The sequence below is a fragment of the Enterobacter sp. BWH52 genome (assembly GCF_001037565.1).
GTDB classification, from domain to species: domain Bacteria; phylum Pseudomonadota; class Gammaproteobacteria; order Enterobacterales; family Enterobacteriaceae; genus Enterobacter; species Enterobacter hormaechei_C.
On sequence record NZ_KQ089854.1, the window covers coordinates 4,201,293 to 4,217,774 of the forward strand.

Genomic DNA, 16,482 nt, shown 5'->3' on the forward strand with positions numbered 1-16,482 from the left:
GGTTATGAGCTTCGATACCACGAGCGAGATTACATTCCGTAAGCTCAGCATCTTCATGACGTTCATGGAGAAGGGCAATATCGCACGTACCGCCGAAACGCTCGGCCTGAGCGGTGTCAGCGTGCACCGCGCGCTGCATACCCTCGAAGAGAACGTCCGCTGCCCGCTCTTTGCTCACAAAGGGCGTAACCTGATTGCCCTCCCCTCCGCGTGGACGCTGCTGGAGTATTGTCAGGAGGTGATGCAGGTGATGGAGCGCGGGCTGGAAGAGTCGCGCAAGATCGCCGGCATTGGTCAGGGGCGGTTACGCGTCGGCACGCTCTACTCGCTGACGCTGGAAACCGTGCCGCGCCTGATAATGGGCATGAAGCTGCGCCGTCCGGATCTGGAGATGGATCTGACGATGGGCTCGAACGAAACCCTGCTCCATATGCTGGATGAGGGATCGCTGGATGCGATTTTAATCTCTATCTCCGAAAGCGATATCGACCGTAACAGCCTCGAAGTGCTTCCTCTGTTCCATGACGATATTTTCCTTGCCGCACCGGCTTCTGCCACGCTGAATACCAGCGGCCCCGCCGATCTGCGTGACTATAAAGATCAGAAGTTTGTCGCCCTCGCGGAAGGGTTCGCCACTTACGCCGGGTTTCAGGAAGCGTTTCATATCGCCGGTTTCGAGCCGGAGATTGTGACGCGCGTGAACGATATCTTCTCGATGCTGAGCCTGGTGCAGGCGGGAGTCGGGTTTACGCTGATGCCGGGCAGGATGAAGAAAGTGTACGAAAATTCGGTGCAGCTACTGAAGCTGGCGCAGCCGTACCAGATGCAGCAGCTGATTGCGATCGTCTTTGCCCGCAACCGCGAGCAGGATCCGAGCCTGCGGGCGCTGGCCGCGGAAGGGCGGATGTATGCCAGAAGTTTGCAGGATAGTGCCTGATGTTATTGCCCGGTGGCGCTACGCTTACCGGGCAAAAAGTCACCGCTGAAGCCGACCCGCCAGATGCACCGCCACATCCACTCCGCTGCGCTCCAGCGAAATGGATTCGCCTTCCCACGCCGCCTGCCGCGTCAGACAGGTCAGAATACCCCCAGGCGGCATCTCAATCGCCAGACGCGCTTCGCGCTCGTTAGCGGAAATCACCGCCTCCTGCCAGCGCACGGTTCGCGCCATATTCATCGCCAGGTCGTTGGCAATTTTCTCTGGCTGCCAAAGCACGCGCCCGGTACTGCCGCTCAGGTACGCGCAGCGGGGGCGTGAAAGCGTGACTGATTCAAACGCTGCGGCCAGCTTCTGCGCCGGTTCCGCCAGCAGTTCACAGTGCGACGGTACGCTTACCGCCAGCCGTTTGGCCTTGTTCGCGCCCTTCGCCAGCGCGCGTTCGGCTACCTGCGCCATGCCGTCATCGGCTCCGGCAATCACGATCTGCGTTTCGGCGTTCAGGTTAGCGATATAGGTTCCTGTCCCCTGAATCAGGTTTTCCACCTGGGGCAGGGTCAACCCCATTATCGCCGTCAGGCCGTAGCCGTGGGGATACGCCTGCTCCATCAGATCGCCGCGCAGCGCCACCAGCTTCAGCGCGTCCGTAAAGTCCAGCGCACCGGCGATAACCGCCGCAGGATAAGCGCCAATGGACAGCCCGCTGACGATATCCGGCGACACGCCGCGACGCTCCAGCTCGCGCGCCCAGGCCACGCCGGCAATCAGCAGCGAAAGCTGAACCGCGCGGGTGTGGGTTAACGAGGCTGCGCTGTCCAGGGTATCGACTTCCGCCCCCAGCACAGCACGGGCCTGCTCCAGCTCCGTTCCCGGCAGGTTTTGCAGCATACCTTCGTGCTGTGTGCCCTGCCCCGGAAAGGTAAACAGTATTTTCATTACTCCTCCCTGTGCCATGGATCCGCCACCAGGCGCGGCCCATATTGCGTTTTTAGCAGCGTTTTGCCGTCGCGTAACCATTCCGCCAGCGCGAATCCGCCCTCGGGCGTATCCACCTGTGTATCCGCCCGGCACAACGCACGACTGAGCTGAGCCTGCCAGTCAGTAAACGCCTCAGGGGAAACGGTACGCGGGGCGCGGATCAGCAGATCGAGATCGCTGTCGGCGTGGATCACCGGAATGCCGGTCGCCAGCGCGTAACCCGTACTGCCGGTTATCCCCCACGTCCACGGCCATGACTGCTGCGCAAGCTGAAGCGCCACCTGAACCGGCGGCTGGGTGATAAACGGCGAACGCAGCAGGTCGGCGGCAACGCTCAAATCTTCGGGCGACACCACGCGCAACACGTTCTCAGGCTTCACCCATCCGGCCGCCCGCTGGTCGCGGCGCAATCCCCGCACGCCAACGGGAATACGGCCTTCATTATCAACATCACGCCGCACCACTACCGGCAGCCCGGTATGCCAGGCCGCGTCCACCCAGGATTCAGTAATCCCTTCCAGGGCGTCGCGCGCGGTAAGCCAGATGAGGTCGTGTGGGCGTAATGTTGTGGTCATGATTACATTCCTGAAGTCAGCGAGATAAACAGCGGCAGCGACAGGATACACAGTACGGAGCTTAACAGCAGCACGGCTTCAGCATCCGGCGACTGCACGCCAAAGCGGTTACCGAACACCACGCCAAAGAAGCCCGCGGACAGCGCAATCATCAGGATGGCGGTGATCGCCACGGAGCCGTGCAGACCGAAGATTAAAACGATACCCCAGGCAATCGCTGGCTGGATCAGCAGCTTGGCGATAGTAGAAGTGATCACCATGGTGTTGATCTGAAGCTTACGCGCGGAGAGGATCACGCCGGTCAGGAACAGCGCCGCAGCGGTCGCGGACAGTCCCAGCGGTTTAATCGCCGCCAGCACCAGCTCCGGCATTTTGATGCCGATAGCGGACAGGATCACACCCAGCAGCGGGCCCATCACGATCGGTTTTTTAATGGAGCGCCACATCAGCACCGGCAGCATGGAAAGCGTTGAACCGGAGTTATTGCCTTCGGCGCGGGCTTTCTCACGCTCCAGAATCAGCAGGCAGAACGGGGTCATCAGCACCGAACCACAGGCGATGGAGACCGCCACGGAGAGAGAAGTAGAAGAACTTTCACCCAGCACGCTGCCCAAAATCGGCAGGCCGAGCGCCGCATAGTTTGGCAAGGCGACGGTGAGCGTCAGCACGGCCGCATCCTGCGGGGATTTTTTAAATACGTTTGTCGCGAGGAAGTAGATGACCGCATAGGTGATCCACATCGCCAGAGTGAGAACCAGGATCAGCGGCGACTGCGCCACGATGCCGGTCCACGGGGTTTGCACGGTGGCGCTGAATAGCGCGGCCGGGAGTGCAAAATCCATCACGAAGATATTCAGCAGGGAAACATTTTTGTTATCGACCATCTTTGCCTTACCGGCCCAGAATCCCAGCAGCATGATGACGAAAATCGGTGCAAGAGCATGAACAATTACGTAAGTCATAAATCACCTGTAGTAAAAAAGTTTAAGCACTGGCGCGATGTTTATTATTTTCAGGATGCAGGTTCCCGCGTGGACGCAACGGGCGCGCCCACGGGGTGATGCATCTGGCAGGTCTCTTTTTACTTACCAGCTGGCTCGCATACGTTCACGTACGAGCGCTGAGCTGCGGCGGTTGTCAGCACCCAGACGGTTTTTCAACGTGGTGTCCTGACGAGCGTCACTGATGGCCTGTTGCAGGGTGGTTTTCACCCGCGTCAGATCGCTTTCGGAAGGGGCATCCGGATTGCTGATATCCAGCAGGTCGGAAAGCAACCCCAGCGTGGCGTAGTTGCTGATGTCGTACGCCATTGGCGGAATGGTTGCCGCCAGTTTTTCCAGCGCCTCAACGGTACGCAGCGTAATGCGCGCCGCAGACTCTTTGCCCATGGCGTGGATCAGCACGCCTTTATCGTTGAAGGCAATCAGACGGTTAGCCTGGTAGCCGTGCGCCAGAAACGCGCCGGACATGGCCTTACCGACGATAAGACCAATCACCGGATGACCTGCCAGCCGCGCATTAGCGTAGGCGGCAGCGGCGCCGGCCAGCGCCTGGTGGATGCCAAACGCCTCTTCGCGACGGCCATAGGCCTGGCTTGGGACGTCGATTACCGCCACAATCGGGCGCTTCACGGCTTTATCTGCATCAGCGGCAACGGTTTCGCTGACCACTTTTGCCAGCGTCCAGCCTTCCAGCAGGCCGACTTCCCCTTGCGCCGCGCGCGGGAAGTGGTTGTTGGCGTCCGGCACCACGGCGACAAAACGCACCGTTTCACCGTTCAGCTCGCCGTCTGCGGCCTGCACGGACGGGCATAACCCCTCCAGACGTTTCGCGTTCGGGGCCAGAGTTTCCAGCCAGAGTTCGCCACGGCTAATTGAGTTAGTCATCATTTCACCTCCCGGGCAAAAAGCGCTTTAATCTGTTCGGCATCGGCCTGTTTGCGGGTGTCGAAATTCGTCAGACGGTTCAGATAATCGTCGTAGTTATCGGTGCGATGTTTCGCCGGTACGCCTTTGGCGATGGCCTCGTTCATCGCGGCTTTCACCGCGTTCACGCCGTCGCCGACGAGCGCGTCCACCAGCCCGCTTTCATAGCGCACTTCGCCGCCGGTCATGCTCCAGATAAACGGACGGTCGCGGGAGTCGTACTCTTCAATGCCCGCTTCCTGCTCAATAACCTGCGGGCCGTTGAGGCCAAGACGCGCTTCGCGGGTCACAATCAGATAGCTGCACAGCGCCGCGGCGATAGACATCCCGCCGAAGCAGCCTACGGTCCCGGCGACAATCCCGACGACCGGGGTATAGCGACGCAGGTCAACGATCGCGGCGTGGATATCGGCAATCGCCGCCAGGCCAAGGTTGGCTTCCTGCAAACGCACGCCACCGGTTTCGAGGCACAGTACCGCCTGAGTCGGAATGCCGTTGCGGTTATCTTCCGCCGCCAGCTCCAGCGCCGCCGCCATTTTGGCGCCGGACACTTCGCCCATGCTGCCGCCCTGGAAGGTGCCTTCAATCGCCACCACCACCGCAGGCTGGCCGTTGATGGTCCCTTTCGCGACCACCATGCCATCATCAGCCTGAGGAACAATCCCCTGTGGCCCAAGCCATGGCGAGATAATGCCTTCGAACGGATCCAGCAGTTCGCGGTAGCTGCCGTCGTCGAGCAGCGCCTGTGCACGCTGGCGCGCTTTTAGTTCGATAAAGCTGCTGTCATCACGCATGATTCACCCCTTCAAAGACCTGTTCGATACGAATGCGTGCCACGCCCGGCGTCGCGCCGAAGTCGTGGATAGTCAGCTTACCTGCGGGCAGGCTGCTGACGGTTTGCAGGCGGTTGAACAACGCCTCCCAGCGCCCGCGGCTGTTGTCGACGGAGGTGGTGATATCAATGGTTAAGGTCTGGCCCGGTTCGGCGGTGAAAAGCACCTCCATATCCCCGGAACCGACTACCCCTGCCAGCGCCCTGCCGCTTACTTCGCGGCTGGCGGGCACGGTCAATGTGATTTTTTCCATAACATCCTCTTAATGCTTTGAATAGTGCGTTTCGACGCGGTCAAGAAACAGCGTGGCGGCAAGCAGGTCTGCGGCTCCGCCCGGCGAGGCGTTAAGCGCCAGCATCTGACGGTCTAACCGCGCCAGCGCCTGCTGCCCGGCGAGCGTTGCGCATCCTCCGGCGTTCAGCACTGCACGGGCGCCGTTCTGCATGGCGTCCAGCCCCTCCATGCCGGCGCGCGACAGCACGCAGGTGTCGGTGAGCGAGGTCATGATCGCCATCAGCGCGTCGAGTCTGGCCTGCGTTTCGCTGCTGCCGTTGAGACGGCTGAGGCGAAGCTGCGGCAGCGCGCGCTGCATGATGTGCGGAAACGCCTGCTGAGCCTCTTCACGCGCACCCGGTACACGGTAGCGGTGCGTGACGCGTAACCCCTTGCTGAACACTTTCGGCGCCACGTCATCCGGCAGCTTCGCCAGCTGAGCGGCGGTGTTCGCGACGGTTTGCGCCCGGGCATCGCCGCCCAGCATCGCCACCGCGCTCACCAGCAATCCCAGCGCCCAGATCGCGCCACGGTGCGTGTTCACGCCGTCGGTAGCGGCCATCATCTGCCGTTCACCTTCGCGACCCAGGCGGCCAACGGTTTGCCGGAGGGCAATATCCGCCGGACGCTGCCAGCTCTGCTGTGCCAGCGCCTGAAACGTGGGGGTCAGGCTGCGAGCGGAGCGCTCCATCAGCGCAAGCGATAAATCGTGGTGCGCGCCGTTCCCCCGGCTGTCCACCAGACCGGGTTTCGGGCTTAAACGTGCTTCGTCAATCAGACACTGCGTGGCGGTTCGCGCCAGCCATTCGGCACCGCCTTCAACCTGGATCTGGGGCAGAAGTTTCATTACCAGCTCCGGAATTTCGCAGGTGGGTTATACAGACCACCGGACCACTCAACGAGGTCAGCCACGCTGCCCGCAGCCAGCAGAGAGCGAGTGGCATCGGTACGACGAATGCCCATATCTTCCGGATACACAACCTTGCCGCTCTGGCGCAGTTCCGCCACGCGTTTGGCGTCAACGCCCAGACCGATATCGGTGATACCCGCCACGGCGGCGACCATGGCGCGACGCTCTTCCAGATCTTTCGCCCGGTAGAGGTAAGCAATCCCCTCTTCCGTCAGCACGTGGGTGACGTCATCGCCATAAATCATGACCGGCGCCAGCGGCATACCGGAGGCTTTCGCGACGTCAACAGCGTCGAGTTTTTCCACGAAGGTTGGCTTCACGCCCGCCTGGAAGGTTTCCACCATCTGCACAACCAGCTTTTTACCGCGCTGCATCGGGTCAGGCTCGGTGATCATGTTCAGCCAGGCCGGTGTGGCGTGGCGACGACCGTGCGGATCGTGGCCCATGTTTGGCGCGCCGCCGAAGCCGGAGAGACGGCCGCGGGTCACGGTTGAGGAGTTAGCGTAACCGTCGACCTGTAGCGTGGAACCGATAAACATATCGACCGCGTACTGACCAGCCAGCTGACAGAAGGCGCGGTTAGAGCGCATGGAGCCGTCAGCACCGGTAAAGAACACGTCCGGACGGGCGCGGATGTACTCTTCCATCCCCAGCTCGCCGCCGAAGCAGTGGACGCTCTCCACCCAGCCGCTTTCGATGGCCGGGATCAGCGTTGGATGCGGGTTCAAAGTCCAGTGTTTACAGATTTTGCCTTTGAGTCCGAGCTGTTCGCCGTAGGTTGGCAGCAGCAGTTCGATCGCTGCGGTATTAAAGCCAATCCCGTGGTTCAGGGACTGCACCTGGTGTTCGGCGTAGATGCCTTTAATCGCCATCATCGCCATCAGGATGTGTTCCTGTTTGATCAGGCGTGGGTCGCGGGTGAAAAGCGGTTCGATAAAGAACGGCTTATCGGCAACCACCACAAAATCAATCCACGAGCCCGGAATATCCACACGCGGAAGGTCGCACTCGTCATCCACCAGCTCGTTCACCTGCGCGATGACGATGCCGTCGTGGAACGCGGCGGCTTCCACCAGCGCCGGGGTATCTTCGGTACTCGCCCCGGTATAGAGGTTGCCTTTGCGGTCCGCTTTAAAACCGGCAATCAGCGCCACGTTTGGCGAAAGGTCGACGTATAAACGTGAGTAGAGTTCGATGTAGGTGTGAATCGCCCCGATTTCGAGCTGACCATCCTCCAGCAGCTGCGAAATGCGCAGGCTTTGCGTACCGGAGAAGGAGAAGTCCAGCTTGCGGGCGATGCCTTTCTCAAAGATGTCCAGATGTTCGCTGCGGCCCACGCTCGGCATGATCATATGCAGATCGTGCACGATTTGCGGGTTCACTTCCGCCAGTGAACGGGAAAGGAAATCCGCCTGCTTCTGGTTGTTGCCTTCCAGAACGACTTTGTCGCCTGGTGCGATCAGTTTTTCCAGCATGGCGACAAGATCGCCGGTTGGCAGTACCTTGCCCTGCACCGGTACGGACGCCAGACGACGCGCTTTCTCACTGCGTCGGGTGTTCCATTGCCGGGTGGGTGTTTGCCCAGATAACATTATTAACCTCCTGATTCAGCACATCATTCTGATTTGCTTAACGTTGAGTAAAGTGTGCGCTCTGGTGAGAAAGGCATCAATTAAGCGTAGAGGCAAATCATTAGCCTGAGAGTAATAATCAAGGTAAATATTTGTGATCGGGATCAGTTCATGTTTCGGAAAAACGGGCTAAACGGGGTACAATTCGGAAGGTATAGTTAATTTCTGACAAGAATCAGCATCGCCCTTATGACCCAAATCATTCCCTCAGACTTCGACATTGCAGCCGAAGAGAGCGCAGAGTTCGTGCCCATGCGCGGTGTGGCTAACCCTCACCTGCAAACCATGCTGCCGCGCCTGATCCGCCGCAAGGTACAGTTCACCCCGCACTGGCAACGCCTGGATTTGCCGGATGGCGACTTTTTGGATCTCGCCTGGAGCGAAGATCCGGATCGGGCCAGACATAAACCCCGTCTGGTGGTGTTTCACGGTCTGGAAGGCAGCCTGCACAGCCCTTACGCACACGGACTCATTGAGGCGGCGAAAGCCCGCGGCTGGCTTGGGGTGGTGATGCATTTTCGCGGATGCAGCGGCGAGCCTAATCGTCAGAAACGCATTTATCACTCGGGTGAAACCGAGGACGGCACCTGGTTCCTGCGCTGGCTAAGAGACAATTTCGGCGAGGCGCCAACGGCAGCGGTGGGGTATTCGCTGGGCGGCAATATGCTGGCCTGTCTGCTGGCGAAGGAGAGCGACGCCGTACCGCTGGATGCGGCGGTGATTGTCTCTGCGCCGTTTATGCTGGAGCAGTGCAGCTATCATATGGAAAAGGGCTTTTCGCGAGTGTACCAGCGCTACCTGCTCAACCTGCTGAAAGCCAACGCCGCGCGCAAGCTGAAGGCCTATCCGGATACGCTGCCTGTGACGCTGCAACAGCTCAAACGCGTGAAGCGCCTGCGCGAGTTTGATGATTTGATCACCTCGAAAATTCACGGTTTTGCCGATGCGATTGACTATTACCGTCAGTGCAGCGCCATGCCTTTACTGAATCAAATCACGAAACCCACGCTGATTATCCACGCCAAAGACGATCCGTTTATGGATCATCACTCGATCCCCGCCCCTGACTATCTGCCGGATAACGTGGAGTATCAGCTCACCGAGTTCGGCGGGCACGTCGGCTTTGTTGGCGGCACGCTGCGTCGGCCAAAAATGTGGCTTGAGACGCGTATACCCGACTGGTTAACGGCCTATCTGGACGGTAAAAAATGATTATTCCCTGGCAGGATCTCTCTCCCGAAACGCTCGATAATCTGATTGAAAGCTTTGTCTTGCGCGAAGGCACCGATTATGGTGAACATGAACGTTCGCTTGAACAAAAGGTCAACGATGTTAAGCGCCAGCTTAAAAGCGGCGACGTGGTGCTGGTATGGTCCGAACTGCATGAGACGGTCAATATCATGCCCCGCAACGCGTTTCATGGCTGATCTTTACACTTTTCCAGTCAGGGAGTTGCTATGTCTGCCAGACATCCGGTTATTGCCGTTACGGGTTCGAGTGGGGCGGGAACCACTACCACCAGCCTCGCCTTCCGCAAGATCTTCGCCCAGCTTAACTTACGGGCGGCCGAGGTAGAAGGCGACAGCTTTCACCGCTACACGCGCCCGGAGATGGATATGGCCATCCGCAAGGCGCGCGATCTGGGTAAACACATCAGCTACTTCGGCCCGGAGGCCAATGACTTCGGCCTGCTGGAGCAAACCTTCCGTGAATACGGGCAAAGCGGTACCGGGCAGTCCCGCAAGTATCTCCACACCTACGATGAAGCCGTGCCCTGGAACCAGGTCCCCGGCACGTTCACGCCCTGGCAGCCGCTGCCGGAACCGACTGACGTGCTGTTTTACGAAGGATTGCACGGCGGCGTGGTGACGCCTCAGCACGACGTGGCGCGCCACGTGGATTTGCTGGTGGGGGTGGTGCCGATTGTTAACCTTGAGTGGATCCAGAAGCTGACGCGTGACATGAGCGAGCGCGGCCATTCGCGAGAGGCGGTAATGGATTCGGTGGTGCGCTCCATGGAAGATTACATCAACTTCCTGACGCCGCAGTTCTCCCGAACCCACATTAACTTCCAGCGCGTCCCCACCGTGGACACCTCCAACCCGTTCGCCGCAAAAAGCATCCCGTCGCTGGACGAGAGCTTTGTGGTGATCCACTTCCGCAACCTGGAAGGCATTGATTACCCCTGGTTGCTGGCGATGCTACAGGGTTCGTTTATTTCGCACATGAATACGTTAGTGGTGCCCGGGGGAAAAATGGGGCTGGCAATGGAACTTATCATGACACCGCTGGTGCAGCGGCTGATGGAAGGAAAGCAAATCGCGTGAACATGTTCCCTCTCCCCGTGGGAGAGGGTTAGGGTGAGGGCATCAACACGCACGATGCCCCAATAATTAAGCCTCTATCACTTCATACGAATGGGTGATGTTTACCGCTTTCTCCAGCATTAACGCCACAGAGCAGTATTTCTCCGCAGACAGGTCAACCGCACGCGAGACCGCCGCATCCTTCAGTTCTTTGCCAGTGACGATAAAGTGCAGATTAATATGCGTGAACAGGCGTGGCGCCTCTTCGCGACGTTCTGACGTCAGCTTCACTTCACAATCGGTCACGTCCTGACGGCCTTTTTGCAGGATCGACACCACGTCGATCGCGCTGCATCCGCCCGCCGCCATCAGCACCATCTCCATCGGGCTTGGCGCTTTATCGCCGGAGTTGCCATCCATCAAAACCTGGTGCCCGGAAGCAGACTCGCCCAGGAACGTTAACCCTTCAACCCATTTCACACGCGCTTGCATATTCACTCACTCCAACGTTGCATTTTTTATGACAGATTACGTGTACGTTACATTTCTCGCAACGGAAGGCGACCTGCGTCATGCTGAAGCGAGACACCAGGAGACACGCGGCGAAAGCTATGCTAAAACACTCTGGATGCTACAGTAATACATTGACGTTACACATGTATGCAGAGGACATCAAACTTTACTGGCTGCGAAACGTTACGACAGCCGACTTCCCAGGTATGGGTAAGAATTCGATTGCAACCCCAGAGTCCGGATGCATCTTATGACTCTGGTGACAGCTTATAACAGAGGATAACAGCGCATGGTGCTTGGCAAACCGCAAACAGACCCGACTCTCGAATGGTTCTTGTCTCATTGCCACATTCATAAGTACCCATCAAAGAGCACGCTGATTCACCAGGGTGAAAAAGCGGAAACGTTGTATTACATCGTTAAAGGCTCGGTGGCCGTGCTGATCAAAGATGAAGAAGGGAAAGAGATGATCCTTTCTTATCTGAACCAGGGCGATTTTATCGGTGAACTGGGCCTGTTTGAAGAAGGCCAGGAACGTAGCGCCTGGGTTCGTGCAAAAACAGCATGTGAAGTGGCTGAAATTTCTTATAAGAAATTCCGTCAGCTGATTCAGGTCAACCCTGACATCCTGATGCGTCTCTCTTCCCAGATGGCACGCCGTCTGCAAGTGACCTCTGAGAAGGTAGGTAACCTCGCCTTCCTGGACGTAACCGGTCGTATCGCGCAGACGCTGCTGAACCTGGCGAAACAGCCAGACGCCATGACTCACCCTGACGGTATGCAAATTAAAATTACCCGCCAGGAAATCGGTCAGATCGTCGGCTGCTCCCGTGAAACAGTGGGCCGTATCCTGAAGATGCTGGAAGATCAGAACCTGATCTCCGCCCACGGTAAAACCATCGTGGTTTACGGGACCCGATAATTCCGGTCAAACGGCGTGCCGCCGCAGGGTGGCACGCCGTTTTTGTCTCTACTCCTCATGTGGCGCAGGCTGATCTATCACCCGGAAGTTAACTACGCACTACGACAAACGCTGGTGTTGTGTCTTCCCGTGGCCGTGGGCCTGCTCCTCGGACATCTTCAGCAAGGCCTGCTGTTTTCCCTCGTGCCCGCCTGCTGCAACATTGCCGGTCTGGATACGCCGCATAAACGCTTTTTTAAACGTCTGATTATTGGCGGCTGCCTGTTTGCCGGCTGTAGCCTTGCCGTACAACTCTTACTGGCCCGCGACATTCCTCTGCCGCTGATCCTGACCGTGCTGGCGATGACGCTCGGCGTCACCGCCGAAATCAGCTCGCTGCACGCCCGCCTGCTTCCCGCGTCGCTGATTGCCGCCATCTTCACCTTAAGCCTTGCAGGTAATATGCCGGTGTGGGAGCCATTGCTGATCTACGCCCTCGGCACGCTGTGGTACGGGCTGTTTAACTGGTTCTGGTTCTGGCTGTGGCGGGAACAGCCGCTGCGCGAATCCCTGAGCCTGCTCTACGTGCAGCTTGCTGAATACTGCGAAGCAAAATACACCCTGCTCACTCAACATACCGACCCGGAAAAATCCCTGCCGCCGCTACTGGCGCGCCAGCAAAAAGTGGTGGATCTGATCAGCCAGTGCTATCAGCAGTTGCACATGCTTGCCGCCAACAAAAATCATGAATACAAGCGGCTGCTGCGAATCTTCCAGGTCGGGCTGGATTTGCAGGAGCATATCTCCGTCAGCCTTCATAATCCGGAAGAGGTGCAAAAGCTGGTGGAGCGCAGCCATGCAGAAGCGGTGATCCGCTGGAACGCGCAGACCGTCGCGGCCCGCCTGCGGGTGCTGGCTGACGATATCCTCTATCACCGCTACCCGACGCGCTTTAACATGGACAAACAGCTCGGCGCGCTGGAAAAGATTGCGCGTCAGCACGCGGATAACCCGGTCGGGCAATTTGCTGCCTGGCATTTCAGCCGCATCGCCCGGGTGTTACGCACCCAGCGCCCGCTTTATGCCCGCGACCTGATGGCCGATAAGCAAAAACGGCTGCCGCTGCTGCCCGCGCTCAAAAGCTATCTTTCACTAAAATCTTCTGCCCTGCGCAATGCCGCAAGGATCAGTGTGATGCTGAGCATCGCCAGCCTGATGGGAATGGCCCTGCACCTGCCGAAACCCTACTGGATCTTAATGACCGTACTGTTTGTTACCCAGAACGGCTATGGCGCCACGCGGGTCCGTATTCTGCATCGGGCGGGCGGCACGATGGCGGGGCTGATTATCGCGGGCGTGACGCTGCACTTCCACGTGCCGGAGGGCTATACCCTGGCCGGTATGCTGGCAATCACGCTGGTGAGCTATCTGATTATCCGCAAAAACTACGGCTGGGCGATGGTGGGCTTTACGGTGACGGCGGTGTATACCCTTCAACTGCTCACGCTTAACGGGGAACAGTTTATTATTGCCCGTCTGGTCGATACGCTGATTGGCTGCCTGATCGCCTTTGGCGGCATGGTCTGGCTGTGGCCGCAGTGGCAGAGTGGGCTGTTGAGGCAGAACGCCCACGACGCGCTGGAAGCTGACCAGCAGGCCATTCGTCTGATCCTGAGCGATGACCCACAACCCTCTCCGCTGGCCTACGAGCGCATGAAGGTCAACCAGGCGCATAACGCCCTGTTCAACTCCCTTAACCAGGCCATGCAGGAGCCGGGCTTTAACGCGCACTATCTGGCTGACATGAAGCTGTGGGTCACGCACAGCCAGTTTATCGTCGAGCACATCAATGCCATGACGACGCTGGCGCGGGAGCACACGATGCTGACGCCGGATCTGGCGCAGCGCTATTTGCAGTCGTGTGAAATTGCGTTGCAGCGCTGTCAGCAGCGCCTGGAGTATGATGCACCGGGCGAGTCAGGTGATTCGAACATTCTGGAAGCGCCGGAGACGCTGACCCATGGGCCGATGAGCACCCTTGAGCAGCATTTACAGCGCGTTCTCGGCCACCTGAACACCATGCACACCATTTCGTCGGTGGCATGGCGTCAGCGCCCGCATCACGGGATTTGGTTAACGCGCCGGTTAAAACGAACCGCGTATTAGCCGCTGACGATCTTCGCGACCGCCGCGGCAAAACGGGTTAATCCGTCTTCGATGTCTTTGTCTTCCACCACAAGCGATGGCGCAAAGCGCATCACGTCCGGCCCGGCATTGAGCACCATGACGCCTTCGTGCGCGGCGGCGTGCAGGAAATCGCGCGCGCGGCCTTTATACTGAGGCTTCAACTCGGCGCCAATCAGCAGCCCCATTCCGCGGATTTCGCTGAAGACATCAAACTGTTCGTCAATCTGCTGAAGATGTTTCACAAACAGATCGCGTTTCGCATTCACGCCATTCAGGACGTCCGGCGTATTAATGATATCGAACGCCGCACCCGCCACGGCACACGCCAGCGGATTACCGCCGTAGGTGGAGCCGTGTGAGCCCACATGAAATGCGGAAGCGATATCCTGGGTAGTGAGTACCGCACTGACCGGGAAACCGCCGCCGAGCGCTTTCGCGCTGGTCAGAATATCCGGCGTTACGCCGTAGTGCATATAAGCGAACAGATCCCCGGTACGCCCCATCCCACACTGCACTTCATCAAACACCAGCAGCGCCTGGTGCTCGTCGCACAGTTCGCGCAGCCCTTGCAGAAATTCCGGGGTGGCCGCCGTGACGCCGCCTTCCCCCTGAATGGGCTCGACCACCACGGCACAGGTGTGATCGTCCATCACCGCTTTAACGGCGTGCAGATCATTAAACGGCACGTGGATGATATCCGCAGGTTTCGGACCAAAGCCGTCGGAATACTTCGGCTGGCCGCCCACGGAAACGGTAAAGAACGAGCGACCGTGGAAGGCGTTATGGAAGGCGATGATTTTGGTTTTGTACGGACTATGACGCGTGGTTGCGTAGTAGCGCGCCAGCTTAAAGGCGGTTTCGTTGGCTTCGGTGCCGGAGTTCATAAACAGCACGCGTTCGGCGAAGGTGGCATCGATGATCTTACGCCCCAGACGCAGCGCCGGTTCGTTGGTGAACACGTTGCTGGTGTGCCACAGCGTTTCGCCCTGCGTTTTCAGCGCGTCCACCAGCGCAGGATGGCAATGGCCCAGTGCCGTCACCGCAATACCGCCTGCGAAATCAACATACTCGTTGCCCTGCTGATCCCAGACGCGGCTGCCTCTCCCTTTCACCGGGATAAATTCAGCCGGTGCATAAATCGGCAGGATCACTTCATCGAATGTCGCGCGGGTAATTGCTGGTTGTTCAGTTGCCATGTCATGACCATCCATTTTTATGTCACAGTTATTGTGAAAATATAATCACAAAATATGCATAAAAAATCACAGCAAGGCAACCGATATTCAGCGATTAAGGAAATTAGCCAGCAGCGCGTGCCCCTGTTCGCTGAGAATGCTTTCCGGGTGGAACTGCACACCTTCCAGATCGTACTCGCGGTGGCGAATGCCCATGATCTCCTGCGTCTCGCTCCAGGCGGTAACCTCAAAGCAGGCCGGCAGGGTCGGCGGATCAATAATCAGAGAATGGTAGCGCGTCACGGTTAACGGATTGTTTAGCCCCAGGAATGCGCCGGTACCGGTGTGTGTGATCGGTGAGGTTTTGCCATGCATGACTTTCGCGGCACGGACAATGGTGGCGCCAAAGACCTGCGCAATGGCCTGGTGACCCAGGCAGACGCCCAGAATCGGCAGTTTGCCCGCATAGTGTTGGATTACCGCCAGCGAGATGCCGGACTCCGACGGGGTACACGGCCCGGGCGAAATCACGATTTTCTGAGGTGCCAGCGCGTCAATGTCATCCAGCGCGATCTCATCGTTACGGCGGACAACCACCTCTGCCCCCAGCTCGCAAAAATACTGGTAGAGGTTCCAGGTAAAGGAATCATAGTTATCAATCAGCAGAATCATGGCGGCTCCTGAAAAAATGGCCGCCCTATTTTACGCAGATTCCCGCGCTTCGCTCACAACTTTGGCGAAGATGACGTTCAGGGCGGTCAAATCCCCCATCGCCCCGCTCTGGTTGGCGGCAGCCCAGTCGTCCGGGTCGATCCCCTGCCAGTTCAGCACGTAGCCCGCATGAATAGCCAGTTGTTCAAAGAAGATCCGCTGGGCCACGCCATTACCGCTCATAAACGGATGTAGCATGTTGATTTCACAGTAGTAATGACTGATTCTGTCTGTAAACTCTTCTTTCTGAAGGCCTACCAGATATTTATCACTTTCCAGCGAAGCCATCAGCTCATTACCCACTTTCTCGATGTACTCGAAATGGCAAAAAGGAATGTCGCCCTTGGAAATATCGGCGGTGCGCAGCTCGCCCGCGCCTTTCATTTCGTTGCGGAATAAATGGCGGTGAATAAGACACAGATGGGGTAAACCCGGTGCGGAAGGCCCCAGTTCCAGCGTCTCGATATCGGGTTCAGCGGGCCCCTTACCTTTTTCAAGGAGGCAGCTGGCCTGAAAATTGACATTACGTTGTTGCTCCCAGAGACGGGATTTTTGCTTGTCGGTGAGTTTTTTCACTACGCCTCCCTGAATAGTCCGTTTGCCACAAGTATAAGCAGCAAAACGCGC

The 16,482-nt window shown here is 58.2% G+C and carries 18 protein-coding genes; 6 read left to right on the plus strand and 12 right to left on the minus strand.

What is annotated here, in order from left to right; translation table 11 throughout:
- Positions 1-4 precede the first annotated feature (4 nt).
- Entirely contained in the window at positions 5-937 is a 933-nt protein-coding gene (locus SK47_RS19910) for a LysR substrate-binding domain-containing protein (RefSeq protein WP_023323815.1), read from the plus strand.
- Positions 938-976: 39 nt separating this feature from the next.
- On the opposite strand, the gene mdcH is transcribed toward SK47_RS19910, so the two are convergent.
- The 8 genes from mdcH to mdcA form a co-directional block, all read right to left on the minus strand.
- Positions 977-1,873, minus strand: a complete 897-nt coding sequence (gene mdcH, locus SK47_RS19915; protein WP_048244966.1) for a malonate decarboxylase subunit epsilon — start codon at positions 1,871-1,873, stop codon at positions 977-979.
- Positions 1,873-2,490 carry a malonate decarboxylase holo-ACP synthase gene (locus SK47_RS19920; protein ID WP_023314937.1) on the minus strand — a complete coding sequence of 206 codons (618 nt, stop codon included), beginning with the start codon at positions 2,488-2,490 and terminating at the stop codon, positions 1,873-1,875. Before SK47_RS19920 ends, mdcH begins: the two co-directional genes overlap by 1 nt.
- A 2-nt stretch (positions 2,491-2,492) precedes the next feature.
- On the minus strand, positions 2,493-3,452 hold the full coding sequence (locus SK47_RS19925) for an AEC family transporter (protein ID WP_032660605.1): 960 nt from the start codon (positions 3,450-3,452) through the stop codon (positions 2,493-2,495).
- 123 nt (positions 3,453-3,575) lie between these two features.
- Positions 3,576-4,376, minus strand: coding sequence for a biotin-independent malonate decarboxylase subunit gamma (gene mdcE / locus SK47_RS19930; RefSeq protein WP_003861675.1), 801 nt, complete (start codon positions 4,374-4,376; stop codon positions 3,576-3,578).
- Positions 4,376-5,209, minus strand: coding sequence for a biotin-independent malonate decarboxylase subunit beta (locus tag SK47_RS19935; RefSeq protein WP_003861672.1), 834 nt, complete (start codon positions 5,207-5,209; stop codon positions 4,376-4,378). The genes mdcE and SK47_RS19935 overlap by 1 nt, the downstream gene beginning before the upstream one ends.
- Positions 5,202-5,501 (minus strand): malonate decarboxylase acyl carrier protein, encoded by a 300-nt coding sequence (mdcC, locus tag SK47_RS19940; protein ID WP_000411786.1) that lies wholly within the window; start codon positions 5,499-5,501, stop codon positions 5,202-5,204. The genes SK47_RS19935 and mdcC overlap by 8 nt, the downstream gene beginning before the upstream one ends.
- 9 nt (positions 5,502-5,510) lie before the next feature.
- Complete coding sequence (locus SK47_RS19945) at positions 5,511-6,368, minus strand: triphosphoribosyl-dephospho-CoA synthase (RefSeq protein WP_048244968.1); 858 nt, start codon at positions 6,366-6,368, stop codon at positions 5,511-5,513.
- Entirely contained in the window at positions 6,368-8,023 is a 1,656-nt protein-coding gene (gene mdcA / locus SK47_RS19950) for a malonate decarboxylase subunit alpha (protein WP_003861669.1), read from the minus strand. The genes SK47_RS19945 and mdcA overlap by 1 nt, the downstream gene beginning before the upstream one ends.
- Positions 8,024-8,251: 228 nt before the next feature.
- On the opposite strand from mdcA, the gene SK47_RS19960 reads away from it, so the two are divergent.
- The 3 genes from SK47_RS19960 to SK47_RS19970 are packed head-to-tail and all read left to right on the plus strand — an operon-like array spanning position 8,252 to position 10,389.
- Complete coding sequence (locus tag SK47_RS19960) at positions 8,252-9,274, plus strand: hydrolase (protein ID WP_023314942.1); 1,023 nt, start codon at positions 8,252-8,254, stop codon at positions 9,272-9,274.
- The gene (locus tag SK47_RS19965) at positions 9,271-9,489 is read left to right on the plus strand and encodes a YheU family protein (RefSeq protein WP_003861664.1); all 219 of its coding nucleotides are present in this window, start codon (positions 9,271-9,273) and stop codon (positions 9,487-9,489) included. The genes SK47_RS19960 and SK47_RS19965 overlap by 4 nt, the downstream gene beginning before the upstream one ends.
- Before the next feature lie 30 nt (positions 9,490-9,519).
- Complete coding sequence (locus SK47_RS19970; RefSeq protein ID WP_003861663.1) at positions 9,520-10,389, plus strand: phosphoribulokinase; 870 nt, start codon at positions 9,520-9,522, stop codon at positions 10,387-10,389.
- A gap of 66 nt (positions 10,390-10,455) precedes the next feature.
- Here the strand turns inward: SK47_RS19970 and SK47_RS19975 are convergent, their stop codons facing one another.
- Positions 10,456-10,860, minus strand: coding sequence for an OsmC family protein (locus tag SK47_RS19975; RefSeq protein WP_048244970.1), 405 nt, complete (start codon positions 10,858-10,860; stop codon positions 10,456-10,458).
- Between the two features lie 310 nt (positions 10,861-11,170).
- Here SK47_RS19975 and crp point away from each other — a divergent pair, with 310 nt between their 5' ends.
- Positions 11,171-11,803 carry a cAMP-activated global transcriptional regulator CRP gene (gene crp, locus SK47_RS19980; RefSeq protein ID WP_000242758.1) on the plus strand — a complete coding sequence of 211 codons (633 nt, stop codon included), beginning with the start codon at positions 11,171-11,173 and terminating at the stop codon, positions 11,801-11,803.
- Positions 11,804-11,860: 57 nt separating this feature from the next.
- On the plus strand, positions 11,861-13,948 hold the full coding sequence (locus tag SK47_RS19985; RefSeq protein WP_003861657.1) for a YccS/YhfK family putative transporter: 2,088 nt from the start codon (positions 11,861-11,863) through the stop codon (positions 13,946-13,948).
- On the opposite strand, the gene SK47_RS19990 is transcribed toward SK47_RS19985, so the two are convergent.
- The 3 genes from SK47_RS19990 to SK47_RS20000 all read right to left on the minus strand — a co-directional run bounded on the left by SK47_RS19990 (position 13,945) and on the right by SK47_RS20000 (position 16,431).
- Complete coding sequence (locus tag SK47_RS19990) at positions 13,945-15,165, minus strand: bifunctional acetylornithine/succinyldiaminopimelate transaminase (protein WP_003861656.1); 1,221 nt, start codon at positions 15,163-15,165, stop codon at positions 13,945-13,947. The genes SK47_RS19985 and SK47_RS19990 overlap by 4 nt on opposite strands.
- A gap of 87 nt (positions 15,166-15,252) precedes the next feature.
- A complete protein-coding gene (pabA, locus tag SK47_RS19995) occupies positions 15,253-15,816 on the minus strand; it encodes an aminodeoxychorismate synthase component 2 (protein ID WP_003861654.1) in 564 nt (187 codons plus the stop codon).
- A gap of 30 nt (positions 15,817-15,846) precedes the next feature.
- On the minus strand, positions 15,847-16,431 hold the full coding sequence (locus SK47_RS20000; RefSeq protein WP_023323821.1) for a putative adenosine monophosphate-protein transferase Fic: 585 nt from the start codon (positions 16,429-16,431) through the stop codon (positions 15,847-15,849).
- Positions 16,432-16,482: the final 51 nt, after the last annotated feature.